At 60.7% G+C, this 22,854-nt stretch carries 20 protein-coding genes; 8 read left to right on the top strand and 12 right to left on the bottom strand.

Annotated elements, in window-relative coordinates:
* Window positions 1-13 precede the first annotated feature (13 nt).
* Genes ACZ9BX_RS31825 through ACZ9BX_RS31810 form a run of 4 tightly spaced genes read left to right on the top strand, consistent with a single transcriptional unit; the run spans window position 14 to window position 3,507 of the window.
* Window positions 14-1,042 carry an ABC transporter permease gene (locus ACZ9BX_RS31825; protein ID WP_476222230.1) on the top strand — a complete coding sequence of 343 codons (1,029 nt, stop codon included), beginning with the start codon at window positions 14-16 and terminating at the stop codon, window positions 1,040-1,042.
* On the top strand, window positions 1,039-1,941 hold the full coding sequence (locus ACZ9BX_RS31820; protein WP_476222229.1) for an ABC transporter permease: 903 nt from the start codon (window positions 1,039-1,041) through the stop codon (window positions 1,939-1,941). Before ACZ9BX_RS31825 ends, ACZ9BX_RS31820 begins: the two co-directional genes overlap by 4 nt.
* Window positions 1,928-2,773 carry an ABC transporter ATP-binding protein gene (locus ACZ9BX_RS31815; RefSeq protein ID WP_476222227.1) on the top strand — a complete coding sequence of 282 codons (846 nt, stop codon included), beginning with the start codon at window positions 1,928-1,930 and terminating at the stop codon, window positions 2,771-2,773. Before ACZ9BX_RS31820 ends, ACZ9BX_RS31815 begins: the two co-directional genes overlap by 14 nt.
* Window positions 2,770-3,507 carry an ABC transporter ATP-binding protein gene (locus tag ACZ9BX_RS31810; protein ID WP_476222226.1) on the top strand — a complete coding sequence of 246 codons (738 nt, stop codon included), beginning with the start codon at window positions 2,770-2,772 and terminating at the stop codon, window positions 3,505-3,507. Before ACZ9BX_RS31815 ends, ACZ9BX_RS31810 begins: the two co-directional genes overlap by 4 nt.
* A 361-nt stretch (window positions 3,508-3,868) precedes the next feature.
* On the opposite strand, the gene ACZ9BX_RS31805 is transcribed toward ACZ9BX_RS31810, so the two are convergent.
* A complete protein-coding gene (locus ACZ9BX_RS31805; protein WP_476222224.1) occupies window positions 3,869-4,078 on the bottom strand; it encodes a hypothetical protein in 210 nt (69 codons plus the stop codon).
* A gap of 292 nt (window positions 4,079-4,370) precedes the next feature.
* Here ACZ9BX_RS31805 and ACZ9BX_RS31800 point away from each other — a divergent pair, with 292 nt between their 5' ends.
* Entirely contained in the window at window positions 4,371-5,585 is a 1,215-nt protein-coding gene (locus ACZ9BX_RS31800) for an RNA-guided endonuclease InsQ/TnpB family protein (protein ID WP_476222223.1), read from the top strand.
* Window positions 5,586-5,633: 48 nt separating this feature from the next.
* Here ACZ9BX_RS31800 and ACZ9BX_RS31795 read toward each other — a convergent pair whose 3' ends face one another.
* From ACZ9BX_RS31795 to ACZ9BX_RS31775, 5 genes are all read right to left on the bottom strand, one after another.
* Entirely contained in the window at window positions 5,634-6,629 is a 996-nt protein-coding gene (locus ACZ9BX_RS31795) for an ABC transporter ATP-binding protein (protein WP_476222222.1), read from the bottom strand.
* Between the two features lie 4 nt (window positions 6,630-6,633).
* On the bottom strand, window positions 6,634-7,461 hold the full coding sequence (locus ACZ9BX_RS31790; RefSeq protein ID WP_476222220.1) for a carbohydrate ABC transporter permease: 828 nt from the start codon (window positions 7,459-7,461) through the stop codon (window positions 6,634-6,636).
* Window positions 7,458-8,336, bottom strand: coding sequence for a carbohydrate ABC transporter permease (locus tag ACZ9BX_RS31785; RefSeq protein WP_476222218.1), 879 nt, complete (start codon window positions 8,334-8,336; stop codon window positions 7,458-7,460). The genes ACZ9BX_RS31790 and ACZ9BX_RS31785 overlap by 4 nt, the downstream gene beginning before the upstream one ends.
* Window positions 8,337-8,401: 65 nt before the next feature.
* A complete protein-coding gene (locus ACZ9BX_RS31780; protein WP_476222217.1) occupies window positions 8,402-9,685 on the bottom strand; it encodes an ABC transporter substrate-binding protein in 1,284 nt (427 codons plus the stop codon).
* A 45-nt stretch (window positions 9,686-9,730) separates the two neighbouring features.
* Window positions 9,731-12,052 (bottom strand): family 78 glycoside hydrolase catalytic domain, encoded by a 2,322-nt coding sequence (locus tag ACZ9BX_RS31775; protein ID WP_476222216.1) that lies wholly within the window; start codon window positions 12,050-12,052, stop codon window positions 9,731-9,733.
* 139 nt (window positions 12,053-12,191) lie between these two features.
* Here ACZ9BX_RS31775 and ACZ9BX_RS31770 point away from each other — a divergent pair, with 139 nt between their 5' ends.
* Window positions 12,192-13,241 (top strand): LacI family DNA-binding transcriptional regulator, encoded by a 1,050-nt coding sequence (locus ACZ9BX_RS31770; RefSeq protein ID WP_476222215.1) that lies wholly within the window; start codon window positions 12,192-12,194, stop codon window positions 13,239-13,241.
* A 12-nt stretch (window positions 13,242-13,253) separates the two neighbouring features.
* Complete coding sequence (locus tag ACZ9BX_RS31765; RefSeq protein ID WP_245505943.1) at window positions 13,254-13,436, top strand: hypothetical protein; 183 nt, start codon at window positions 13,254-13,256, stop codon at window positions 13,434-13,436.
* Between the two features lie 115 nt (window positions 13,437-13,551).
* Here ACZ9BX_RS31765 and ACZ9BX_RS31760 read toward each other — a convergent pair whose 3' ends face one another.
* On the bottom strand, window positions 13,552-14,388 hold the full coding sequence (locus ACZ9BX_RS31760; protein WP_476222213.1) for an N-acyl homoserine lactonase family protein: 837 nt from the start codon (window positions 14,386-14,388) through the stop codon (window positions 13,552-13,554).
* Between the two features lie 175 nt (window positions 14,389-14,563).
* On the opposite strand from ACZ9BX_RS31760, the gene ACZ9BX_RS31755 reads away from it, so the two are divergent.
* Window positions 14,564-15,385, top strand: coding sequence for a helix-turn-helix domain-containing protein (locus tag ACZ9BX_RS31755; protein ID WP_476222212.1), 822 nt, complete (start codon window positions 14,564-14,566; stop codon window positions 15,383-15,385).
* A 215-nt stretch (window positions 15,386-15,600) separates the two neighbouring features.
* Here ACZ9BX_RS31755 and ACZ9BX_RS31750 read toward each other — a convergent pair whose 3' ends face one another.
* Genes ACZ9BX_RS31750 through nirB form a run of 5 tightly spaced genes read right to left on the bottom strand, consistent with a single transcriptional unit; the run spans window position 15,601 to window position 22,850 of the window.
* On the bottom strand, window positions 15,601-15,879 hold the full coding sequence (locus tag ACZ9BX_RS31750; protein ID WP_476222210.1) for a hypothetical protein: 279 nt from the start codon (window positions 15,877-15,879) through the stop codon (window positions 15,601-15,603).
* A gap of 60 nt (window positions 15,880-15,939) precedes the next feature.
* Complete coding sequence (gene cysG / locus ACZ9BX_RS31745) at window positions 15,940-17,430, bottom strand: siroheme synthase CysG (RefSeq protein ID WP_476222209.1); 1,491 nt, start codon at window positions 17,428-17,430, stop codon at window positions 15,940-15,942.
* Window positions 17,402-20,059: a nitrate reductase gene (locus ACZ9BX_RS31740; RefSeq protein ID WP_476222208.1), complete on the bottom strand. Its 2,658-nt coding sequence runs from the start codon at window positions 20,057-20,059 to the stop codon at window positions 17,402-17,404. The genes cysG and ACZ9BX_RS31740 overlap by 29 nt, the downstream gene beginning before the upstream one ends.
* Window positions 20,060-20,395, bottom strand: coding sequence for a nitrite reductase small subunit NirD (gene nirD / locus ACZ9BX_RS31735; protein ID WP_132568496.1), 336 nt, complete (start codon window positions 20,393-20,395; stop codon window positions 20,060-20,062).
* A 4-nt stretch (window positions 20,396-20,399) separates the two neighbouring features.
* Window positions 20,400-22,850, bottom strand: a complete 2,451-nt coding sequence (nirB, locus tag ACZ9BX_RS31730; RefSeq protein WP_027510291.1) for a nitrite reductase large subunit NirB — start codon at window positions 22,848-22,850, stop codon at window positions 20,400-20,402.
* Between the last annotated feature and the right edge of the window lie 4 nt (window positions 22,851-22,854).

Below are 22,854 nucleotides of genomic sequence, written 5' to 3'. Positions count from 1 at the left end.
CAGGCAGCCGATCATGAAGGAATTATCCGCAAACGAGCTTGGAAAGCGCGTCCTCCAACTCATCATCAGTCTGTTCATACTGCTTTGCGTAACCTTCGTGATCGGCCGCGTCATGCCCGCCGATCCGGTGGGCGCAGTGGTCGGCGAGCTTGCCGACCCTGCCGCCTACGCGGCGATGCGCACGCGCCTGGGGCTTGATCTGCCGCTTTATCAGCAGTTCTTGATCTATCTGGCGAGCCTGCTGCAGGGTGATTTCGGAACGGCAATCCTGACCGGCAATCCCGTTTCGAAGGATCTGGCTCAGGCATTTCCGGCAACGTTCGAGCTTGCCACGCTGGCGGTCATCATATCGACATTCATAGGCGTGCCGCTTGGACTTGCGGCAGCGCTTTTTCGCGACAGCTGGATCGACAAGACGGCGCGGGTCGTCGCCCTTGTCGGCCACTCGATACCGGTCTTCTGGTTCGGTATCGTCGGGCTGGTGATTTTCTATGCCGGGCTTAACTGGGTTGGCGGTCCGGGCCGGGTCGATGTCTACTACGAGGGTATCGTAACGCCGCGGACCGGTTTGATGCTGGTGGACAGCCTGCTTGAAGGCGAGCCCGAAATTTTCTGGAATGCGCTCTCGCACATCATACTACCAGCCATCATCCTTGCTTATGCCGCGATGGCATATATCACCCGCATGACCCGCAGCTTTACGCTGGAACAGCTCAACCAGGACTACGTCATTGCAGCGCGTGCCAAAGGGGTCGGGCCTGCGAACACGGTGATCGGTCATGTTCTGCCGAACATTGCCGTGCAGCTGATTACTGTCCTTGCGATCTCCTATGGAAATCTACTGGAGGGCGCCGTCGTGACCGAGATAGTCTTCTCGTGGCCGGGGATTGGACAATACATGACGAATGCGCTGATGATCGGCGACATGAATGCCATCCTGGCCGCGACGATCATCGTTGGCTTCATCTTCATGTTCTTGAATTTTGCAGCCGATATTGCCTATGCGCTGCTTGATCCGCGCACCAGGGAGGCCACGCAATGACCGATGTGCTTCACTCCGAAAGCGAGGTCAAACGGCCGGGATTTTCGGCCCGCGTTGCCGCCTCCCTTGCTCGCGCCGGACGTAAACTTGCTGACGAGCCGCTTGGACTGGTAGGCTTCCTTATTCTTACCGCGCTGTGCATCGTCGCAATCATTGCCCCGGCGCTCGCCCCTTATGATCCGAACGTCCAGATGCTGGGTGATGCCCTCCAGCCGCCCAGCCTCGCACATCTTGCGGGGACCGACGAATTCGGGCGCGACATCTTCAGCCGCCTTGTCTATGGGACAAGGATCACCATCCAGACGGTTCTCTCGATATCGGTGATCGTTGGCCCTGTGGGCCTGCTCATCGGCATCGTTGCAGGGTTCTTCGGCGGCCGCACCGATGCGATCCTGATGCGCGCAACCGATATTGTCCTTTCCTTTCCTTCGCTGATCCTGGCACTTGCTTTTGCCGCAGCCCTTGGCGCGGGATTGAATACGGCGATCATCGCAATCTCGCTCACGGCCTGGCCGCCGATCGCGCGCCTTGCCCGAGCCGAAGCGCTTGTCGTGCGCAATACCGACTACGTCGCCGCAGCGCATCTCTATGGGGCTTCTTCTTTGAGGATACTGCTTCTCTACATTGCACCCATGTGCGTTCCATCGGTGATCGTGCGCCTGACGCTCAATATGGCAGGCATCATCCTGACGGCGGCATCGCTCGGGTTCCTGGGCCTTGGCGCCCAGCCGCCGGCGCCCGAATGGGGCGCGATGATATCAAGCGGCCGCAAGTTCATGCTCGATTACTGGTGGGTTGCCGTTATGCCGGGTATTGCCATTCTGTTTACGAGCCTTGCCTTCAACATCGCTGGCGACACGCTTCGCGACATCCTGGATCCGCGCCATGCAAGATCGTGAAACCTCAACCATCCTTTCCGTTCGTAATCTGAACGTTCGCTTTGGGCGCAGCTTAATTCCGGCCGTAAGAGAGGTCAGCTTTGATCTAGGGCGGGAAAGGCTTGGAATTGTAGGCGAATCCGGTTCCGGAAAATCGACGGCCGGACGGGCGATCATGCGCCTTCTTTCTCCGAGCGCGGAGATCTCGGCGGATCGTTTCGAACTTGCCGGCAGCCCGCTGCTTGAAAAGACTGAACGGCAGATGGGTGCGCTCCGTGGCAAGGAGATGGCATTGATCATGCAAGATCCGCGCTATTCGCTGAACCCGGTGCTGACGATCGGCAGGCAGGTGGCGGAGGCAGCAAGGCTTCATCTCGGGCTCGGCCGTGCTCAAGCGCTCGAAAGCGCGAGAAGCATGCTCCAGCGCGTCAGGATCAGCGATGCAGACCGGGTTATGGCGCTCTACCCGCACCAGATATCTGGCGGCATGGGTCAGCGGGTGATGATTGCGATGATGCTGCTAGCCAAGCCGAAGCTGGTGATTGCCGACGAGCCCACTTCGGCGCTCGATGTCAGTGTCAGGAGGGACGTCCTCGTTCTGCTCGACGAACTGGTGCGGGAGAATAATTCCGGTCTCATCCTCATCAGCCATGACATTCGCATGGTCGCGGCTTTCTGCGAGCGGATCCTGGTCATGTATGCGGGCCGTGTTGTCGAAACGCTGACCAGGCTCGACGACGCCCAGCATCCCTATACGCGCGGCCTCATCGCAGCACTTCCCGATCCCCGCAATCCTGTCCGCCGGCTGAAGGTGCTGGACAGGAAAGCACTCGAAACGGAGGCGGCAGAGTGATCAGGATCAGCAATCTCGATGTTGTCTATGGCGCGGGCAAGACGCACAACCATGTCGTCAAAGGGGTGAGCTTTGAAGTCGGCAAGGGCGAGACGCTCGGGATCGTCGGCGAATCCGGCTGCGGCAAATCAACAGTCCTTCGGTCCTTGGCCGGCATTGAGCAGGGCTGGACGGGCTCGATTGAACTCGACGGCAGGGTCATCGGAAAGATCCGGTTGCGCGATGAGCTGAAGACCGCACAAATGGTGTTTCAGGACCCCTATGGTTCGCTTCATCCACGTCATCGCATCGGGACGGCCCTTGCCGAGCCGCTCCGGTCGATGGGACACCACGATGGCTGGTCTGCCGTTCCCAAGGCTCTTCGGCAGGTGGGACTGCCGGAAGATTTTGCTAACCGGTTTCCCCATGAACTGTCGGGCGGCCAACGTCAGCGCGTTGCTATTGCACGAGCTCTCATCCTTTCGCCACCGATCCTGCTGCTCGACGAGCCGACCTCGGCACTCGACGTCTCCGTTCAGGCCGAGATACTCAATCTCCTTGCAGACAAGCGCGACGAGCAGGGGCTGACCTATGTGCTCGTCAGCCACGATCTCGCCGTGATCGCGCACATGTGCGACAGGGTGCTTGTCATGAAAGAGGGCGCCTTCGTCGATGAGCTGACGAAAGCCGATCTAGAATCAGGCGTCACGCATGCCGACTATTCGCGCGATCTTTTTGAGGCAAGTTTTCTTTGATCTGTGCGATGCATGGCGTCTTGCCGGTACGAATTCCCTTGATTGTTCGATGCCGTTATGAACGCCGGACGAGGTAGCCGTCTGATCGCGCAATTTAGTAGGCGATCGCAGTTGATGTGGCCGAAAATGAGAGCTCTATCGTAAACACTTGAATTGGCGATGTGCAATTTTGCGAATTCTGGCTTCGCCAAATAGCACCGTCGCCCTCCTGCTCCTCATCGAATCGGTTGTGTTCCAGATCATTGATCCAAACCATCATCCTGACGGTCCTTCGGGATAAATGCGCATGGACGTCGTACGTGCCCGTCGCACCGTCGCGTTCGGCAGTACAAAGGTTTGTCCGCTCCATCTGGCCTGCTGGCTAGTGCGTGTGGCGCAGCAAATAGTCGAGCTCTTTCTCTTTTCGAACACCAAATTGGAAGAGGTCGACGAGCTCTCTTGCAGCCACCTTGGCTTTTGGGCTCGTCATGTCTAGCCCTCGTTCCTGACACCAGCGTGCAAGAACGTGTTCCAGCAATACCAGGCCTTCCGAGGTGACGACCGTCGTTTCAAATGCGAAGTGATGTGACATTTTTTTCTCCATCGGTGCGTAAACGAGGAGGATACTCTCGAAATCAACCGGTGTTGCTGTTTGTCCGAAATGGTACGGTCTGACGACAGATGCTCGAACCAAAGCACATCGTCGTGCCGCTCGGGGATGATCTGCGTTTTGATCACACTCGCGCCGCAACCCCTTTCCTTCGGGTGAGGGTAAGGCGCGGTCGGGAAGGCATCTTCCTGGCAACATCCGGGTAATCGTTCCGCCGTCGGCGGCTTGCGAACATAAGGTGAACGCGGTAGCGTCGTCTGCGATGAAAGAGCGCATGGCGTACAAATTCCGCATCTACCCCGACGGGGAGCAGGCCCGCCTGTTCCGCCGCACCATCGGGTGCTGCCGCCTCGTCTACAACACCTGCCTCGAACAGAAGCGCCTGGAAAGACACCGTTCCGATCCGAGGCGGCTGAGCGCCATCGACCAGAACAAGCAGCTCGGAGACCTCAAGGCGGAGCTGCCATGGCTCCGCGAGGTTCCGCACCACTGCCTGCAGCAGGCGGTCATCGACCTGCACCGCGCCTATGCCAACTTCTTCGAGGGCCGCGCGGCCTATCCCAAGCCACGGCGCAAGTACGAAAACGAGAGCTTCCGATATCCGGACGCCAAACAAATCGCCTTTCGCGAGGGAGAAATCCTTCTTCCGAAGGCTCGATGGGTGAGGATGGTCGCTCACCGCGAGGTCGTTGGGACGGTGAAGAACGTCACAGTCTCGCTCAGCGGCGACCACTGGTACGCCTCGATCCAGGTGGAGCGGGAGGTGGCCGAGCCGACCGTCCGCGACGGGATCGACCTCGGCGGCGACCTCGGCGTCGTCAACGCGCTGGCGCTGTCGGACGGCGCGGTCTACGACCTGCCGCGCATGACCGACGAGGAAAAGCGCCGGGAGGAGACCCTCGCGCGCGTCGTCTCGAGGCGCAAGAAAGGGTCGAAGAACCGCGCCAAGGCGCAGCGGGACCTCCGGAACTTCAGGGCGAGGATCGCAAGACGTCGCCGCGACGCCAAGCACAAGGTGACGACCGCCGTCGTCTGCCGCTGCGACGTCATCTATCTCGAGGACCTCAAGGTGAAGAACCTGACAGCCTCGGCCAAGGGTACCGTCGAGGAGCCGGGGACCAACGTCGCCCGGAAGGCGGGATCGAACCGCTCCATGCTCGACGTCTCGCCGGGCGAGACCGTCAGGCAGATCGAATACAAGATGCGCCGGTCCGGCGGCGGCGTCTACTACGTCAACCCCGCCTACACCTCGCAGCGGTGTCACGCGTGCGGACACATCGAGGCGGCCAACCGTCCCGACAGGGACACTTTCAAGTGCCTCTCCTGCGGCCACGCCGCCTGCGCCGACCACAATGCGGCGCTGAACATCCTTTACCTGGGCCGCAAGGCCCGAACCGGAGGACATCCGGAGATGGCCTGTGAATCGAACCCGGTTGCGGGTCGGAAGCAGGAAGAAGACGGTAGCAGTCCCCGCGCGAATGCGGCGTGATCAAGACCGGAAGCCCCGTCCTTCAGGGCGGGGAGAAGTCACGCTGGATTAGAGAACCGCTTGTGCGCCGAATTTATGCGCGGCGCCCTTCACCGGACTTGCCCAAACGGCGGCACCTGTTGCAAATGCCGTTTCTCCCTCGGCGCGCACCACCATCTCTCCGACGTCCGGAACATCCAGATAGAGGATGGCATCGGCGCCGAGGCGCTCGATATGTCTCACCCTGCCTTGCCACTCGCCTTCTGCTTCGGAAAGACGAATATGCTCTGGGCGGATTCCGTAAGTCTCACAGCCGAAGCGATGCGCAATTTCGCCCGTGTAGAGGTTCATCTTCGGGCTACCTATAAAGCCCGCGACGAAGGGCGTCACCGGCTTGCGGTAGAGCTCCATCGGGCTGCCGACCTGCTCGACTCTGCCGCCGTTCAGGACGACGATCTTGTCGGCCATTGTCATCGCCTCGACCTGGTCGTGGGTGACGTAGATCATGGTCGTCTTCAGGCGAGCATGGAGTTCTGCGATCTCGAGCCGCATCTGTGCTCGCAGTGATGCGTCGAGATTGGAAAGTGGTTCGTCGAACAGGAAGACCTTCGGATCGCGAACGATCGCGCGGCCGATGGCAACGCGCTGCCTTTGGCCGCCGGAAAGCGCCTTCGGCTTGCGGTCGAGCAAATGGGAGAGCTGCAAGGTCTCGGCTGCTGCGCGAACCTTGGCCTCAATCTCGGCCTTCGGGCGGCGGGCGAGCGAGAGACCGAAGCCGATATTCTCCGCAACGGTCATATGCGGATAAAGCGCGTAGCTCTGGAACACCATTGCGATGCCGCGTTCAGAAGGTTCTGCGTAGGTCACATCCTTGCCCCCGATCGTAAGCGAACCTGAGGTCGACTCTTCCAGTCCGGCGATGATCCGGAGCAACGTGGATTTTCCGCATCCAGACGGCCCGACGAACACGACGAATTCACCGGAACGCACGTCCAGATCGATGCCCTTGATGACGTCAAGCGCGCCAAAGCTTTTGCAAATCCGGGTGAGGGCGAGTTCAGCCATTCCGCTAACCTTTCACTGCGCCGGCAGTCATGCCCGCCACGATCTGCCTGTTGAAGAAGATGAAAACGATGAGGGGAGGGATCGTGACGAGAAGGATGTTCATAAAAAGCAGGTTGTACTGGCTCGTATACATGCTCTGGAAATTATAGAGCGTCAGCTGCACGGTGACGTTCTCCTTGCCCGGCAGATAGTAGAGCGGGTTTGTGAAATCGTTGAAGATTGCGATCGACTGCACGACGATGTTGGTCACCGTCACTGGCTTGAGCAGCGGGAGGATCACCCGGAAAAATAGCTGCCGGGGTTTAGCACCATCGATCAGCGCCGCCTCGTCGAGGTCACGGGGAATGGTCGAGATGAACGACCTGTAGAGCAGGGTCGAGAACGAGAGATTATAAGCGACCTGGATCAGGATCATTCCGGTGATCGTCTTGAAGAGGCCGATTTCCTGAAGCAATCCGATCGTCGGAACGACGGCCGGCGGCATCATCAGCCCCATGAACAGGGCAGCCGAGGCAACGGCATTCCAGCGGGTTTTCCGGCGTTGCATGACATATCCGACCATTGCCGAAAGCAGTATCAATATCGCAACCGAGACGACGGTGATCAGCGTCGAATTGAAGTATGCGAGGACGAGCTGGTAGTCGCGAGCCTTGAACACTGCCGCGAGGTTGTCCCAGAGCAACCATTGTTCCGGGAGCACGAAGTCGAGCCGGGACGCTTCGGACTTCGACTTGACCGCCTGGAGCGCAACGAAGACGAATGGGAGAACGAAGATGACGGTGGCGATGGCAAGTGCGACCGCGCCCGTCACGTAGGGTCGCGTTTTTCTCATTGCTCGACCTCGCGCCGGTTGAGCCACAGGGTCAGCGGCAGAATGATGATCGCGATCAGCGCAAACAGGATGACGTTGCCCGCAGTCGACAGCCCGTAGAAGCCCGCCTGATACTGCTTGTAGATGACTGACGCGATCACGTCCGAGGAAAAGCCCGGCCCGCCGCGCGTCATTGCCCAAATGAGATCGAACGACCGCAGGCCACCGATCAACGATAGCGTGATGACCGTGATCGTCGCCGGGCGCACAAGAGGCAAGGTGATACGCGAGAACTGCTGGAAGCGGGTGGCGCCATCAATTCTGGCCGCTTCGTAATATTCGGGGCTAATCGCTGCCAGGCCGGCGATGAAAATCAAGGTGGCGAGACCCACGCCTTTCCAGAGGTCGACGAGCGCCACGGAAAAGAGGGCGAGCGCCGGATTGGTCAGCCAGCCCGGTCCGGGAATGCCGAGCGTCTCAAGCGTGACATTGATGATGCCCCTGGTCGGATGCATCATCACCGTAAAGGTGATGCCGATACCGATGGTCGATACCAGGACCGGAAAAAAGACGAGCGTACGCAGGAAGCCCCGGGCGAAAATGTTGCCGGTCAAAAGCACGGCAAGCAGGAGCCCGCATACCGTCTTCAGGCCGGAAGTCGTGACGGCATAGATCACCGTGTTGACGAGACCCTTGACCAGAAAGGGCTCGGAAAAGAACTGCTCGAAATTCTCCAGTCCGATGAACTCGGCGGTTGAAAGATCCCAGCGTGTGAGGCTGAACCACAGCGACGAGACAGTGGGGACGAGAAACAGCACGCCATAGACGAGCGCGGCCGGAATGAAGAACCACAAGGGATAAGGAGATCTGCGTGAGCGGCGGTACGTCTCGATCATTGCTACCTCTTCGATCGGGTGGAACCTCGCCCATGGGAGGCGAGGTCAGCTTTCCCGAAGGACCGTTACCAGTTGGGTAGACCGAGCTGCTTTGCCTGCTTGCGCACGTCGTCGTCATAGAGCGCGGCTGCCTCGGCCGGCTGGCGGATTCCTGATCCGACCTCGACGGTGATCTGTTCAAGGGCAGGTCCCTTGATCGGCGACACGAATTCAAGCGCCGGCGTCGTCATCCCCTTTGTTTCGAAATAGGGAAGCATGTCCTTGACCGCAGGCGGTACGTCGGCGGGCAGCGTGCATCCATCGACTAGGGACGGACCTTGAGCCGTGTTGGTCTCAACCATGATCTTGCAGCCTTCGACGCCTCCGGCGAAATCCACGAATTTCCTGGCTTCATCGGCATTCGGGCTTGCGAGCGGGATATAGAGGGCAGGCGGCATCCAGACCGTCAGGCCGTTTTTGGCCGCGTCGTCTCCCGGCTGTGCGAAGAAGCCGACATCGTTGAGATTTTCGGGATAATTCTGCTTCAAGGCGCCGACGGCAAAGGTCAGCATAGGATAATGGGCTGCTTCGCCCGTCGCCACCATCCTGAGCCCGTCATCATAGCTTGCCGCACCGAAATCCTCGTTCATCAGGCCGGCGTCATGAACCTCCTTCAGGCGCTCGAACCCTTTCATCGCCGCTGGTGTCGTCGCGTATTTCGCTTTGTTACCCGTATAGTCGTCCGCGAAGTTCGGCACGGCGGCATGCAGATTGTAATAATCGGCTAGAACGAAGAGCTGCGACGTCCAGGTATCGCGATAGGTTTGCGCAACGGCTGCTTTGCCGGCCGCCTTCACCTTCTCGTTGTTGGCCATGAACTCGGTCCACGTCTTCGGAACCGGCAAGCCGAGTTCCTGATAGATTTTTCTGTTGTAGAGGATCCCGCCGGCCATCGCCGTGCCGAAGGGAACGCCGTAGAGCTTGCCGTCGGCGCCGACGACGGCCTTGAAGCTCTCGTTCACTTTCGCCTGCGACGACAGATCGCTGAGGTCGGCAAGTGTCTGCGCAGGTTTAAGCGCCTGCATCAGCGAGCCGGAATTATAGAGGAAGACGTCCGACATCTCGCCAGTCGCAAGACGTGTCTTGACGATGTTGTCGCCCTCGCCACCACCCGGCCGCTGCTCGATTTCGATCGTGACATCCGGCGCGATCTTCTCGTAAGCAGTAACCAGCGCCTCGGCAGCCGCGACCGTGTCGGGGTTGTTGTCGATCAGAAACGAGAGGGTCGCGTCTGCATGCGACGGCCCTGCGGCAACCAGTGCTATGAGTGCCGACGCGCCGGCGAGAATGACTTTGATGCGGTTTGTCATGACGTTCCTCCTCTGAACGGGTTTGACCGGGGACGAATATGCTCCTCAGGATTGGGGGAGAGAAAAGACCAGTTGGTGCGTTCCGGGCCGAAGAATGGCCTCCTCGGCCACAGGCTCTCCATTGATTGATGGATTCTGATGCCGCGGCCCGGGCCGGAACCGGCCGACGCAGCCCTCCGGAAGCGTCAGCCGATAGGTGACCCTATTGCCGCGGCACTCCCATGCAGCTTCAATTCGTCCTTGACGTATGTCATGGTGGGCGGTGACCGGCGAGAGCGCGGCAATCGGCGAAGGGTCAACAATCACCTCGGCAAATCCTGGGGCGCTTTCGCTCGGCGATATTCCAGCGACGCTTTCAAACAGCCATTGGCATACTGCGCCATAGGCATAGTGATTGTAGCTGTTCATGTCGGGCTCGTAGATGGTGCCGTCGGGCGCCATTGAATCCCAGCGTTCCCAGATCGTAGTCGCGCCCTTGGATACCTGGTAGAGCCAGCCCGGAACCTCCTCCTGCAGGAATACTTTTTCTGCAAGGTCGTCCATGCCGAGCTTCGTCAAGGCCGGCAGCAGGGCGGGTGTGCCTATGAATCCTGTGCCAATCTTGTAGTCGGCATCGACGATCACCTGTCGGAAGTGCTGCCTGGCAGCCGCGTGATGCTCAGCAGGGATCAGATCATGGAGGAATGCCAGCGCGTAGGACGTCTGGTCGTTATGTGCAATGCGCCCGGACGGTGCGATGAACTCGCGGGCGAATGCATGCCGAATTTCTTCAGCACGGCCCGTCATGCGTTCTGCCAGCACCTCGTCGCCAAGGATCGCCGCGATCTTCGCCAGCAAATCGGTGGAGATGAAATGGTAGAGTGTCGCGGCGCAATCGTCGGCAACTGTCGGGCGCGGTTTGCGGTTGTCGCCGACCGGCTGCAGCCAGTCGCCGAATGTGAAGCCGCGGTCGCCCCAGCGGGATGGCGGGCGCACGATCGGGCCATCCGAAATTGACCAGACGAAATTGACCCAGCGCACCATCGCATTGAGGCATTCGGAGAGAACCGCACGATCACCGTAATGGGTGTAAAGAACCCAGGGGATGACGACGATGGCGTCGCCCCAGCCGGTCGAGCCGGCAAAGCCCGGAAAATTCTCCGGATGCAGGCGTGTCGGGTCGGGGGAGAAATGGGAGACGGCGCCATCCTCACGCTGGTCGGCCATCACGTCGCGCAGATATTTCCGGAAGAAGGTCCGGCTGTCCGTCAGCCAGCAGGCTGTTGCGGCAAATACCTGAGCGTCACCCGTCCAGCCGAGGCGCTCGTCGCGCTGGGGGCAGTCGGTCGGGACCTCGATGAAGTTCGCGCGCTGCGACCAGATTGTGTTCTGGACAAGCCGGTTGACGAGAGCGTTGCCCGAGCTGAAGCTGCCCGCCAGATTGGGCACGGAGGAGATCGGAACCGAGGAGATCGTCACGATGTGTGCGTCGCCCGTGACCGTCACTCTGGCATAGCGGAAGCCGAAAAAGGTGAAATGAGGCGAATAGGTCTCGTCGCCGGTTCCGCGCAGCGTATAGATCGTATGCGCTTGCGCGGTGCGGTAGTTGCGGTTGTCGAAATAACGATCAGGTCCCAGGACCTCCGAATGCTCCACTCGAATTTCGGCGCCTACCACTCCGCGAACCGTATAGAGCACATAGCCGCCGATGTTCTGGCCGAAGTCGTAGACCGTTCGTCCTTCCGCATCGGTCCATGTGTCGATCGGCGCGATCGCCGGCAATTCACGCACCGGTGCCGTTTCGTGCGCGACGAGCAACGCCTTGTCGAACGGTAGCGTCACGGTGCCGTGGGTGTCGACGAGTCGTTCTTCGCGTGCATCGTAGATCTCGCCGAAATAGATGCCGGATTTGCGGATCGGCAGCAGTCCGCTTTGCCAAGTCGCGTCCGTTGAGAGAATGACTCCGTTCGGTCCAACCAGATCTGCAATGGCTGCCGTCCTGTCACCCCAGCAATTGGGAATGGCCTTTTGACCCCACATGAGCGGAGACCGGTACCATCCGTCGGAAAGCCAGATTTCGATGCGGTTCTGGCCGGACTTGATGAGATTGGAAACGTCGTAGCGCTGATAGGCCACACGATGGTCGTAGCTGGTCCAGCCTGGTGTCAGGAGGTCCTCGCCGACACGCTTGCCATTGATGAAACAGCGATAAAGGCCGAGCGCCGAAATGAAGAATTCGGCAGGCATCTTTGCGCCATCACAGATGAACGTCTTGGCAACGAAACTTGCTGCCGTTCCTTGACCGCGGTCCGACAGAGGCGCGATCATATCGCCGCTCCACGCGCGTGAAACCAGATCGCCGCCGGCGGCTTTCGGCTGAAAGTTCATCAAATCCTCCGCATACTTGTAGAACGTTCTCCGTATAACGTTCTACATTTTTTCGGGGAGTGCAATAGATATTTTGCGACCGGTCTGCCATGGTGATTTGGCGAGGCGTCAAGGCTCGTAGAACGCTACTGAGGATTTCATGCCAATCAAAGAGAAGTCGAAGCCGGCAAAGCGCGACCGCGTGACAATACGGACGGTTGCGGCGCATGCAGGTGTATCTGTTGCGGCGGTTTCAAAGGTCATGCGAGACGCATACGGTGTGAGCGAGAACCTTCGCGCCAAGGTGACCGGGTCGATCGAGGAGCTGGGATACCGGCCGTCAAGGACCGCGCGTGGCCTGCGCGGGCGCACGTTCACGATAGGATTGCTCCTTATCGACATACGCAATCCCTTCCTGCCCGAGGTCATCGACGGTGTGAATGGCGTCCTGGCGCCGTCGCATTATCAGGCGATGATCGGTGTCAGCGAGGCCCGGACACAACTGGAAACCTCTCTCATCGAGTCGATGATCGACTACAAGATGGATGGGCTCATCCTCGTCGCTCCTCGCCTGCCGTCTGAAATTATCGCGAAATTCGCCACGCAAATTCCGATTGTCGCTGTCGGTTATCATGATCCGAAAGCGGAGACGTTCGACACGGTGAATGCCGATGACCAGCAAGGGGCAGAAATCGCGGTGGAGGCGTTGCTCGAGTGTGGTTACCGCGACATCGAAATGCTCAGCCTGGGGGCCCGCGAAGGCCACAAGGTCTCCGTTGTTCATCAGCGTGAAATCGGATACCGCCGCGCCATGCAGCGAGCAGGCCTAGGCTCCTTAGCACCGATCTTCCATATCCCTGTCAATTCTCCTAAGCGCGAGCAGGCAATGCGGTCGTTCCTGGCGCGAAGCGACAGGCCCCGCGCGATCTTCTGCTGGAGCGATCTCGATGCCATTACGCTTTTGAGCACGGCCTCGGAAATGGGCGTGCGGATACCCGAAGACTTGGCGATGATCGGCTACGACAACTCTGCGACCGCGGCTCTCAGCCTGGTCAATCTGGCAAGCATCGACCAGTCGGGCAGGGAACTCGGCGAAGCGGCGACACGGGCGCTTCTGTCCAGGATCGAAGGCCGCAGCGAACCGGAGCATCTCCTGTTGATGCCCTCGTTGGTCAGCAGGAAGAGTTTGGCACCAGCAGGGCGGCCCTGACTGGATGGCGCGATGCTTCTCGCAGTTGCGAGTGTTGCGCCACGCAAGATCGCCCCTGAACATTTAAACGGGCACAGAATTTCTGCCGTCCAGCGTGCAGGGTTGCGCGGGCTGACTGACGGTGAGAAGATCAGCTACAAACTGGTCAAGGACCACAAATCTGGCAAAATGTCAGCCGACAACCTGCAGGCCTAAGTCAGCCGAAAGGCCAGGTGAGCGGCCTTTCCATCTGTGGTTCAACACATGCAATTCCGTCGCAGCCGCGTGGCCGCATTCGCTGCCACGCGGCGCTTCGATCATGACTATTTGGTCATTTCGCGCTCTTCGGGAAAGCTGGCAGCTTGTTGATGTCCGACGCGTCGTGCTGCACGACCAGGATGGCATTGAGTGACTCCGCTATCCCTGTCAGTCTTTCCATGGATGCCAGCGAGTCGGCGCGATCGAAATTGAACGTCGGTACGCCGCGATTGGCAAACTGTTCCTCGAAATGCACGACATCGCCGGATAGCAGCACTGGACCCGTCTTCGCCAGTCGCACGAGTAGGCTGGTCTCGCCGGGTGTATGGCCGGGGGTGGAAAGGATCACGACCGATCCGTCGTCAAACACATCGCGATCGCCAGAGATCGGATCAACCTTGGCGATGCCGTCGAGCCAGGGCTTGATGAGGTTGGGATCGACGGCGAAGGGCAGGGGATCGGCTTTGAACTGGGCGAAATCCGCAGCGCCGATCATCAGCGTTGCTCCGGGGAAGGTGGCGGCCTGTCCGACATGGTCAAAGTGATTGTGGCTCACGCCGAGCCGGCCGATCTGCTCCGGCTTGACGCCGATCTTGGCAAGCTGCGTCGGCAGATCTTCCGCGAGCGCGGGCGCGAAAGTGGCGGAGGCGTCGGCTTTGGCACCGATCAGGGCTGTCGGAAGTCCGGCATCCCAGAGCATGTAGTCCTTGTCGTGCCTGATGAGATAGCAGCTGTCGGTCAGGGTCCGGGTCTCGCCGGAATATTTGAACGTATCGGAAAAGACGTCGAGATTGCGAACTTCGATCTGGCCGCAGTCCAGCCGCCAGAGCTCTACCTCGTCAGCGCTTGCTGCAGCCCCCGAAGCCATCAGGACGACTGCGGCGAGAAGGCTTGTTGTCATCGTTTTCATTGTGGTCTCCTGCAAATGGAGGCCAGCTTGTGCCTGAATCTAAAGCGGGACATGGCACCGGTATGATCGCCTTTGAGCCCGAAACGCTCACGAAGGTGTTTTTTATCCCGCCGTCCTCGCCTATCTTCCGGCCATGAACATTCATTATAGAAACGATGACGCTGATCTGAGATTCATGCTGCTCGAGCGACTGCGCCCGATGACGGCGCCGAGCGGCACTGCTGGGCGCTATCAGCATGGCAATCGCTTGTTTTCCTACTGCTCCATCGACCGGGAGCGGCTGAAGGCGATCGAGCTCCCCAACCCGCTGATTGGCATTATCCTGCGTGGACTGAAGGAAGTTTGGCTCGGCGACACGGTTCATGTCTTCGAGCCGGGCACGGTCTTTGTCCTGCCCGGCGGCGTGCGGATGGATGTCGTCAATATCCCAGGGGAGCGCAGCGCTTATGAATCTTTGTTGCTGGAAGTGCCATCGCTGCCGCCTGGGATAGCGCCATTGGTTGGCAGCCCGCGATGTGGAAGCAATGGCTGGCAATTCAGTCTTCCGCTTAACACCGATCTCATTGACGCCCTCGTTCATGCCGCTACGTCGATCGCCAATGATGCGATGGGCGAAGCGGTGAAGACCTTGCGTCTCACCGAGGTGTTGATGTTGATGCAGCCACTTGCCGCGGCGCGGCCGCTCTTTCGGACCAGCCTGTCAGACGAGGTTGCCTGGCTGATCCGTGCCGCGCCCGCGGAAGCCTGGACGGTCGAACGCATCGCTGATCGTCTCGGACTGGGCGCTTCGACGCTGCGCCGCCGGCTCGCTTCGGAAGACCGATCGTTCCGGAAAATCCTGTGCGCCGAGCGGATAAAGGCCGGTCGAAATGCGCTTGCTTCTGGTGCATCGAGCCTGGCTGCAGCGGAGGCAGCCGGCTACAGTTCCCGTTCGCACTTTGCCCGTCGATATCGTGAGAGCTATGGCACATCGCCGACGGGACGTCGGGTTGGCTAAGCGTCGCCACAGAAGCGAACTATCGCATGCTCAGCCGGGAAGCCGTCACCATGTCTAGGATTATGGTCGTTGCAGCGATTACTCAGCTGCGACGTGAAATTCGGTTCTAGTGCGCCGTGGCGCAAGAGGAGCGCATTGCCGACGTTCCCGGGCCAATTTTCCGCCCCAATGATGCCGGTGGCATCACCAATGCGATGGCCGCATCTTGACGCGCTTCAACGGAGCTTATGACGGTCCGCCCACGCGGCGATGGCCTTGCCGATGATCTCCGGCTGATCTTCCGGGCAGATATGGGCGGCCGGTCCGCATGCCACTATCGTCCTCAATCTCGTATTCCTTTGCACTGATCGACGCGGTTCAGCTCGCTTAAGGCCCGCTGGATCGTCGTAGCTGAAGTGCTCGTTGGCATGGATTGCCGAGCCTTTCCGGATGTGCTTCTTGGCGAACTCACATGCCTCGTCGCTATCTTCGGTGCGGATGACGCGGGCGACCATGCGTTCCCGGCCGCAACCGAAACGGCCTCTTCTCGCGCATGGCCGGGATCGTCAGGCGCTTCAGGTTGCCAGCCTGCTTCTCAGGAAGCCGCGGGCGACCGATTCAGGCGCGGCATCCATGGACCTTTGGCGGGCGGCAAAAACATCGCCGATCGCGATCAGGACGGGGTTGTCGTAACCGATCTCAGTGACGCCTTCAGCAAGAGCTCCGAGATGCCCGTGCCATTCACGCTGCGTGGCACGGCTCACGTCGCTCATGATGACGGCCGGCGTCCCGGGCGGCAGCCCTTCGGCGATCAGCCGGTCGGCAATGAGTGGCGCTGTCCTCCCACCCATGTAGAAAACGGTGGTCGTATGCAGATCGGCGGCGGCGGCCCAGTCGACATCCACCGGCAATCCGCCATGGCGGGAATGGCCGGTGATGAAGCGTACCGACTGGGCGCAGTCGCGATGGGTCAGCGAAATGCCAAGGCGCGAGGCCATGGCGCTTGCGGCCGTGATGCCGGGAATGACGTCAACCGGGATGTTCTCGCGATCAAGATGGGCAATCTCTTCGCCGGCGCGGCCGAAGATCATCGGGTCGCCGGACTTGAGGCGGACGACGCGCTTGCCCGCCTTGGCAAGCTTCACCATCATCGCGTTGATATCTTCCTGCCGGCAGCTGGTGCGGCCGCCCCGCTTGCCGACCAGCATGCGCTTGGCCTCCCGGCGGGCAAGCTCCAGCACCTCGGCTGAAACGAGATCGTCGAAGAGGATGACGTCGGCCGCCTGCAAGGCGCGGACCGCCTTAAGCGTCAGGAGCTCTGCATCGCCGGGGCCGGCACCGACGAGGGTCACGCGACCGGTTGTGCTTGCGGTCGATTTCAGGCCGCGGGCGGCAAGCAAAAGCCGCTTTTCGGCGTCGCGGTCGGCAGAACCGTCGAACGCCATGTCGGCGAATTTTTCCCAGAATAGACGCCGCGCCGAAGCGGCATCAAGCATTCCGTTGATCTTGCCGCGCATCGATTGGGCAAGTTCGGCCCAGGATTTCAGCGTACGCGGAAGCAGCGTCTCGATCTTGCGGCGGATGGTTTGGGCAAGAATGGGGGCTGCGCCATCCGTCGAGATCGCGACAACCACGGGCGAGCGGTTGACGATCGACCCGAACTGGAACTGGCAGAAATCGGGCTTGTCGATGACATTGACCGGAACACCCATTTTCCGTGCCGCTTCGAAGAAGCGCCTGGCTTCGACCTCGTCGTCGCAATCGGCAATGGCGATAGTGGCGCTCGTCAGCGCTTCCGTCTGCCAATACCTCGGATGGTGGGTCAACCTAGCTGCGGGGTGCTCCGGGGTGCGGCCAAGGAGAGCCTTGAACGTGTCGCTCAGCGTTTCGGCGTAGATTTCGACATGAGCGCCGCAGGCGGCGAGAAGTTCCGCCTTCCAGGCGCAGCCATCAGTCCCGCCCGCGACAACACACCGCTTGCCTTCAAGCGCCCAGAAGACGGGCAGCTTTGCAAGCGGCTCCATGCGGGCAGGATTGTCATTCCGCGGCTGCTGCAAGACATCCATCGATGATCCCCCTGATCTCGGCGCGGCAAGAGCCGCAGTTGTTGCCGGCGTTGAGTTCCTTGCCGACGGCTTCGACGCTGTGGCAGCCGCCGCGAACCGCCGCGACGATCTGGTTGACGCCGACGCTGAAGCAGGAACAGACCGTGGCGCCCGGGTCCGGCTTGCCGGCGCCGGGGCGGCCGGCGACAAGCGCGAAGCGCTTGCGCAAGTCGCCGTGTTCGGCGGCAAGCTGCGAGATCGCCCAGTTGCGGGCGACGGCGACCGGTTCGCGGGCGAGGAACAGCGCGGCTAGCAGGCGCGTGCCGTCGAAGAAGGCGAGCCGGAGATCGCCCGACTGCTGGTCGGCGTAGCCGAGCGGCTCGATGCCGTCAGGAATGCCGAACGTGGTTCGGCACCAATCGCACCAATCGTCGATAGCGTGATCGAAGGCGAGTTCCACCCGCCAGCCGCCATCTGCCTTCGCAAGCGCCCAGTACGTGGAATCGAGGGCTTCGGGCTTCAACCGGCAGACTGCAAAGCCGTAGCGTGCCGCATTAAACGGCCGGGCTGCGACGGCGACGTTCTTCGAAGCCGGCTGACCGGAGAACGGATCGGTGAGCGGGGCAACAACGGCATCGATGCGCGCCTTGGCGGCAAATTGATCGTTCCAATGCATGGGCACGAAGATGCTGCCACGGGCCTGGCGTTCGGTGATCAGCGCGCGGACGACAGCTTTGCCGTGCGGGCTCTCGATCTCGATCAGGCCGGCATTGCCGACACCGATTTCCATGGCGTCCCGAGGGTGAAGCTCGGCAAAAGGCTCGGCGATATGAGCGGAAAGGCGGGCACTCTTGCCGGTACGTGTCATCGTATGCCACTGGTCGCGGATGCGGCCGGTATTCAGCGTAAACGGGTATTCGGCACTGGTGCGGTCGGATACGGCCGGCTCGACCGCGATGAAGCGTGCCTTGCGATCGGGATGAAAGAAGCCGCCCTTCGCAAAGAAGCGGGTTATGGCCCTCTCGTCGCCGGTCGGCTGCGGCCACTGGAAGGGCGCCATCGCGTCATAGGCGGCTTTCTCGATGCCGGCATAGGCGCCGATGTCGAAATCGCGGCCGCCATCGTTTTCGAAGGCAGAGAGCGCGGCGTGCTCGTCGAAAATGTCTGACGGCGAGGCAAAGGCGAAAGCATCGGCAAAACCCATGCGGCGCGCGACCTCGGCCAATTGCCACCAATCCGCACGGGCTTCGCCTGGGGCATCGAGGAAAGGCCGCTGGCGCGAGATGCGGCGTTCGGAATTGGTGACGGTGCCGGTCTTTTCTCCCCAGCCGAGGGAAGGCAGGAGGACATCGGCGTGACGCGCGGTATCAGTATCCTTGAGGATGTCGGAGACGACGACGAAGGGGCAGGCCCTGATCGCGGCCTCGACGGCATCGGCATCGGGAAGCGAGACCACCGGGTTCGTCGCCATGATCCAGAGGGCCTTGATGCGGCCGTCACCGACCGCCTTGAACATGTCGACGGCCTTAAGACCCGGCTTTTCGCCAATCACCGGCGACTGCCAGAAGCGCTGTACGCGGTCGCGGTCCTCGGCACTTTCGATCGCCATGTGGGCGGCAAGCATGTTCGCTAGCCCCCCAACCTCGCGGCCACCCATCGCATTCGGCTGGCCGGTGAGCGAGAACGGCCCCATGCCGGGCTTGCCGATGCGCCCGGTTGCAAGATGACAATTGATGATCGCGTTGACCTTGTCGGTGCCCGACGAGGACTGGTTGACACCCTGGCTGTAGCAGGTGACGACCTTTTCCGTTGCCGCAAACAGGCGGTAGAATTCGCGAAGCTGCATGGCAGGCAGGCCGGTGTGCTCCAGCACTTCGTTGAAAGACACTGCGGAAGCCGTTGCGAAGCTTTCCGCAAAGCCGTTCGTATGCTCCGCCACGTAATTCTGGTCGATAACGTTGCTAGAGATCAGATGCGCGAAGAGACCGATAAACAGTGCCACGTCGCTGTCAGGCCGGATCGCCAGATGCAGATCGGCGATATCAGCAGTCATCGTGCGGCGCGGGTCGATGACGACGACCTTCATGCCGGGGCGTGCCGCCTTGGCCGCAGCCAGCCGTTGATAGATGACGGGGTGGCACCAGGCGAGGTTGGAACCCGCAAGGATCACCAGATCTGCCAGTTCCAGGTCCTCATAGGTGCCGGGCACGGTATCGGCGCCGAAGGCGCGGCGGTGGCCGGCAACGGAAGACGACATGCACAGGCGCGAATTGGTATCGATGTTGGCCGAGCCGATGAAGCCCTTCATCAGCTTGTTGGCGACATAGTAATCCTCGGTCAGCAGCTGACCGGAGACGTAGAAGGCAACGGAGTAAGGCCCATGCTCGGCAATCGTCTCCGAAAAGCGGTGCGCGACGAGATCAAGAGCGTCATTCCAGCCGGCCCGCTGTCCTGCGATCTCCGGATGCAAGACACGACCGTCGAGATCGATCGTTTCGGCAAGCGCCGAACCCTTCGAGCACAGTCGCCCGAAATTCGCCGGATGGTCCGGGTCGCCTTTGACGGACACAGTGCCGTCATCGGCTATCTTGGCGATGACGCCACAGCCAACGCCGCAGTAGGGACAGGTGGTCTTGACCTCTTCCGCCATCTATTCCGCCGCCATCATCAAGCTTTCGAGGGCGATGAAGAGGGCGCCGTCCTCATTGCGGACCGGAATGGTCCGCACCTCGCCCTTATCGGCGCCGAGCGCCTTGCCGGTTTCAAGCGAGATCACCCAGTTGTGCAGCGGGCAGGTGACCGCCTTGGCATGCACGATGCCCTGGGAGAGCGGGCCGCCCTTGTGCGGGCAGTGATCCTCGATGGCGAAGACCTCGTTTTCGGCGGTGCGGAAGACGGCGATCTTGCCTTGCGGCGTCTTCACGCAGCGCGCACCGCGCACCGGGATATCGGAGATGTCACCAATTGCGATCCAGTTCATGTCCATCTCCTCACTCTGCAGCCTGTGGGTAGCCAATCGTCGCCATCGGCTTGAACTCGTGCTTATCCTTGCCGGAGACGCGCTCCGACCAGGGATCGACCTGAGCGAATTTCTGGGAAAAGACGAAGCGGTCGTAATAGGCTTTGCGCTTTTCGGCATCGCCCATGATCTGGCGGCGGACCTCGTCGAGGCCGATGCGCTTGGCCCACTTGTAAATGCGCTCGAGATAGCGGGCCTGCTCGCGGTACATCTGCGTCAGCGCCACGATATGCTCCAGCGCCTCGTCCTCGCTCCTCACCAGTCCGAGCACTTCAGTGCCCTTGATGTCGAGACCGGCGGCACCGGCAAAATGGATTTCGTAGCCCGAGTCGACGCAGATGACGCCGACGTCCTTGCACGTCGCCTCGGCGCAGTTGCGCGGACATCCGGAGACGGCCATCTTGACCTTTGCCGGCGTCCAGGAACCCCACATGAACTTTTCGATGCGGATACCAAGACCTGTGGAATCCTGCGTGCCGAAGCGGCACCAGTCGGAGCCGACGCAGGTCTTTACCGTGCGCAGGCCCTTGGCATAGGCCTGGCCGGAGACGAAGCCTGCCTTGCCGAGATCGGCCCAGACGGCGGGCAGGTCTTCCTTCTCGATGCCAAGCAGGTCGATGCGCTGACCGCCGGTCACCTTGACCATCGGGATCTCGAACTTGTCGACGACATCAGCGATGGCGCGCAATTCGGCAGCGTTGGTGACGCCGCCCCACATGCGCGGCACGACGGAATAAGTTCCGTCCTTCTGGATGTTGGCGTGGACGCGCTCGTTGATATAGCGCGACTGGTAGTCGTCGGCATATTCATCCGGCCAGTCGCAGACGAGGTAGTAATTGAGCGCCGGACGACATTTGGCGCAGCCGCAGGAGGTCTTCCATTCCAGTTCCTGCATGACGGCGGGAATGGTTTTCAGCCCCTTGGCCTTGATGAGGCGGCGGACGTCGTCATGGCCGAGCTCGGTGCAGGTGCACATTGGCTGGACGGCAGCCGGATTGTAGCTGTCGCCGAGCGTCAGCGCCATCAGCTGTTCGACAAGTCCGGTGCAGGAGCCGCAGGATGCGGAAGCCTTGGTATGGGCGCGCACGTCGTCAAGCGATGTCAGGCCCTTGGCCGTAATCGTCGAGGTGATTTTGCCCTTGCATACGCCGTTGCAGCCGCAGATTTCCGCATCATCCGGCAAGGCTGCAACGGCCGCCATAGGGTCCAGCGGAGACCCTCCCTGGTAGGCCTGTCCGAAGATCAGCGTCTCGCGCATCTCGGAAATATTGGTTTGCTTCTTCTTGAGATCGTTGAACCAGGCGCCGTCTGCTGTTTCGCCGTAGAGCACCGTTCCGATGATCTTGTTGTCCTTCAGTACGAGGCGCTTATAGACGCCGGCCGAGGCGTCGCGGAGCACAATCTCCTCGCGGTCGTCGCCATCGGCGAAATCGCCGAGCGAGTAGAGGTCGATGCCGGTGACCTTGAGCTTGGTCGGGGTGTCGGAGTGAACGAAGGCGGCCGAAGTGTCGCCCGAAAGATGCGAGGCGGCCACGCGGGCCATTTCATAAAGCGGTGCGACGAGACCATAGACCTGTCCGCCCACTTCGGCGCATTCGCCGAGCGCCATGATGCTGCCATCCGAGGTCTGCATGCCGTTGTCGACGACGATGCCGCGATTGACGGCGATACCCGCGTCCTTCGCCAGCCCGACACTCGGGCGGATGCCGACGGCCATGACGACCAGCGTTGCCGGAATGATGCGGCCGTCGTCGAGTTCGATGCCCTCGACCCTGCCGTTACCGACGATCTGCTTGGTGTTGGCCTTGGTGATGACCTTGATGCCACGTTCTTCGACAGCCTTCTGCAGAAGATAGCCGGCCGCAGGATCGAGCTGGCGCTCCATCAGCGTCGGCATGACATGCAAAACAGTGACGTCCATGCCGCGCGACGCAAGGCCGGCGGCCGCTTCGAGGCCGAGCAGGCCGCCGCCGATGACGATCGCCTTTTCCCTCGACTGAGCCGCCAGCAGCATGGCCTGCACGTCGTCAAGGTCGCGATAGGTGATGACGCCCGGCAGGTCCTTGCCGGGGACCGGGATGATGAAGGGCACGGAGCCGGTGGCGATCACCAGCTTGTCGTAGCTTTCCGTGACGCCGTGGTCGGAGGTGACGGTCTTGGCGGCACGATCGATGTTGACGATCTTGTGGCCCTTATAGAGCATGATGCCGTGCTTGATGTACCAGCCGTCGCCGTGAATGATGATCTGTTCGTAGTCCTTTTCACCGGAGAGAACCGGCGACAGCATGATGCGGTCGTAGTTGACGCGCGGCTCGGCATTGAAGATCGTGACCTCGTATTGTCCCGGGGCCTTTTCGAAAAGGTGCTCGAGCATGCGCCCAGGCGCCATGCCGTTGCCGATGATAACGAGTTTTTGGGTCATATTT

This window comes from Rhizobium sp. USDA 3886 (assembly GCF_056279785.1).
This window is presented reverse-complemented; position numbering and strand designations above follow the sequence as displayed.

Bases quoted from the DNA above. Each gene is read 5' to 3' on its own strand.
- ACZ9BX_RS31815 (WP_476222227.1), top strand. From the start codon at position 1,928: ATGCAAGATCGTGAAACCTCAACCATCCTTTCCGTTCGTAATCTGAAC.
- ACZ9BX_RS31740 (WP_476222208.1), bottom strand. From the start codon at position 20,059: ATGGCGGAAGAGGTCAAGACCACCTGTCCCTACTGCGGCGTTGGCTGT.
- ACZ9BX_RS31800 (WP_476222223.1), top strand. From the start codon at position 4,371: ATGGCGTACAAATTCCGCATCTACCCCGACGGGGAGCAGGCCCGCCTG.
- nirD (WP_132568496.1), bottom strand. From the start codon at position 20,395: ATGGACATGAACTGGATCGCAATTGGTGACATCTCCGATATCCCGGTG.
- ACZ9BX_RS31755 (WP_476222212.1), top strand. From the start codon at position 14,564: ATGCTGCTCGAGCGACTGCGCCCGATGACGGCGCCGAGCGGCACTGCT.
- cysG (WP_476222209.1), bottom strand. From the start codon at position 17,430: ATGGATGTCTTGCAGCAGCCGCGGAATGACAATCCTGCCCGCATGGAG.
- ACZ9BX_RS31785 (WP_476222218.1), bottom strand. From the start codon at position 8,336: ATGATCGAGACGTACCGCCGCTCACGCAGATCTCCTTATCCCTTGTGG.
- nirB (WP_027510291.1), bottom strand. From the start codon at position 22,850: ATGACCCAAAAACTCGTTATCATCGGCAACGGCATGGCGCCTGGGCGC.
- ACZ9BX_RS31765 (WP_245505943.1), top strand. From the start codon at position 13,254: ATGCTTCTCGCAGTTGCGAGTGTTGCGCCACGCAAGATCGCCCCTGAA.
- ACZ9BX_RS31780 (WP_476222217.1), bottom strand. From the start codon at position 9,685: ATGACAAACCGCATCAAAGTCATTCTCGCCGGCGCGTCGGCACTCATA.
- ACZ9BX_RS31775 (WP_476222216.1), bottom strand. From the start codon at position 12,052: ATGAACTTTCAGCCGAAAGCCGCCGGCGGCGATCTGGTTTCACGCGCG.
- ACZ9BX_RS31805 (WP_476222224.1), bottom strand. From the start codon at position 4,078: ATGTCACATCACTTCGCATTTGAAACGACGGTCGTCACCTCGGAAGGC.
- ACZ9BX_RS31760 (WP_476222213.1), bottom strand. From the start codon at position 14,388: ATGAAAACGATGACAACAAGCCTTCTCGCCGCAGTCGTCCTGATGGCT.
- ACZ9BX_RS31820 (WP_476222229.1), top strand. From the start codon at position 1,039: ATGACCGATGTGCTTCACTCCGAAAGCGAGGTCAAACGGCCGGGATTT.
- ACZ9BX_RS31795 (WP_476222222.1), bottom strand. From the start codon at position 6,629: ATGGCTGAACTCGCCCTCACCCGGATTTGCAAAAGCTTTGGCGCGCTT.
- ACZ9BX_RS31825 (WP_476222230.1), top strand. From the start codon at position 14: ATGAAGGAATTATCCGCAAACGAGCTTGGAAAGCGCGTCCTCCAACTC.
- ACZ9BX_RS31770 (WP_476222215.1), top strand. From the start codon at position 12,192: ATGCCAATCAAAGAGAAGTCGAAGCCGGCAAAGCGCGACCGCGTGACA.
- ACZ9BX_RS31790 (WP_476222220.1), bottom strand. From the start codon at position 7,461: ATGAGAAAAACGCGACCCTACGTGACGGGCGCGGTCGCACTTGCCATC.
- ACZ9BX_RS31750 (WP_476222210.1), bottom strand. From the start codon at position 15,879: ATGGTCGCCCGCGTCATCCGCACCGAAGATAGCGACGAGGCATGTGAG.